Below are 1,064 nucleotides of genomic sequence, written 5' to 3'. Positions count from 1 at the left end.
GTAAGATAAAACTTATCGGAGAACCGCCTTACTTTTGTAGGGCGGTTTTTTCGTGCTATTTTTTTGGATGGTATCCGAGGTTTGCATTTACTTTTCCAGTTAGTCCATCGTTTTCAGCAGGAATTTTGTTTCCGACAGATTGGGGTACATCTACTGGTTGGACACTTCCACCGTTTGTATCATAACTATTGCTATGATTGTTATTATCATGTGTTTGATTGAAACCGTGTTCTGGCATAAAAACACCTCCTAGTTGTATTACTTGATTGCGCTTTTTATTATTCTGATGGTTCTGATTTATATATGCGACCACAAGCTATCTTTGCTACAGCAATGCCACCGTCAGCCATTATTCCTTCAATTCCAGCCCCATCAAAAATACTACTATCGTTAGCACATTCAACAGACACTACAGCAACACAATTAGAATAGTTTTTATTTTCTCTTTCACTTTCACTATAATTTTTAGCTGTCTGATTTGCAATAGCGTTAACCTGTTCGCGTGCCTGGTTTCTAGGGTTAAATCCTCCATTAAGACCATCCTCAAACATTCCAGCAAAAGGGAACATAAAAATCACTTCTTCCATTTTATTATTCACAAGGTCCAGAAGTATAAATTCGTCCACAAGCTATCCTTGCTGCAGGAAAACCGCCTAAGGCACCTAGCCCTGCTCATACAGGTCCCCAAAGAGCAGCACCAGCTACCGCAACTACACAATCACAGTAATTTTTATTTTCTCTTTCACTATTACTGTATTCTTTAGCTTTCTCATCAGCATTATCTGTTACTGATTTAAAATCACCTGGATTTAAGTCTACTCCAAAATATTCTCCTGTAGAAACTTCTCCGGTTAAAACCTTGCTTGGATCAAGAGACCTAGCTGCTCTACGAACTGATCGAGGAGGTCTAAGTCTATCTCTTAATGAAATTTAATTCACCTCCTAAACGTATTATTTGATTTGTGTTGAAGAAAATAAGAGGTAGTATGAGGAAATTACTAATACAACTACTCACGAAAAGACTTTTAATTTTGCGTATGAGTTCGCTAGCAACACGATTTTAG

General features: G+C 37.7%; 2 protein-coding genes. Both read right to left on the bottom strand.

The window, feature by feature from the left end:
• Positions 1 to 55: 55 nt before the first annotated feature.
• Entirely contained in the window at positions 56 to 238 is a 183-nt protein-coding gene (locus ACN6NE_RS30990; protein WP_129709764.1) for a hypothetical protein, read from the bottom strand.
• Between the two features lie 40 nt (positions 239 to 278).
• On the bottom strand, positions 279 to 626 hold the full coding sequence (locus ACN6NE_RS30985; RefSeq protein ID WP_474329423.1) for a hypothetical protein: 348 nt from the start codon (positions 624 to 626) through the stop codon (positions 279 to 281).
• Between the last annotated feature and the right edge of the window lie 438 nt (positions 627 to 1,064).

The organism is Priestia sp. 53B2 (assembly GCF_056099005.1).
The sequence above is the reverse complement of the archived record's forward strand: the minus strand, read 5'-3'. Positions and strand labels throughout refer to the sequence as shown.

Bases quoted from the DNA above. Each gene is read 5' to 3' on its own strand.
- ACN6NE_RS30990 (WP_129709764.1), bottom strand. From the start codon at position 238: ATGCCAGAACACGGTTTCAATCAAACACATGATAATAACAATCATAGC.